General features: G+C 57.1%; 1 rRNA gene. It reads right to left on the reverse strand.

The annotated features are described in order from the left end of the window. Window positions 1-204: 204 nt before the first annotated feature. A 16S ribosomal RNA gene (locus ADK65_RS07605) occupies window positions 205-282 on the reverse strand; the annotation flags it as partial.

Here is a 282-nt window from a genome sequence, read left to right on the forward strand (position 1 = left end):
ATTCCCTCAGACACCCAACAGCGTGCCCGACACACTCCCCGCTTCCCTCGACGTTCCACGCTCCGAAGAGCAGTACTAGAAGGAGAAGACGATCAAGTGTGCCGAGTAGTCAACGTTCCACCCATGAGCAACCAGCATCAGACGTTCGCTGATGTACTGGCCTCTGACCTCACCCCGAGGGGTTCGGTAAGAAGTGCTCCTTAGAAAGGAGGTGATCCAGCCGCACCTTCCGGTACGGCTACCTTGTTACGACTTCGTCCCAATCGCCAGTCCCACCTTCGA

It is taken from the genome of Streptomyces sp. NRRL B-1140 (assembly GCF_001280065.1).
Classification (GTDB): Bacteria; Actinomycetota; Actinomycetes; order Streptomycetales; family Streptomycetaceae; genus Streptomyces.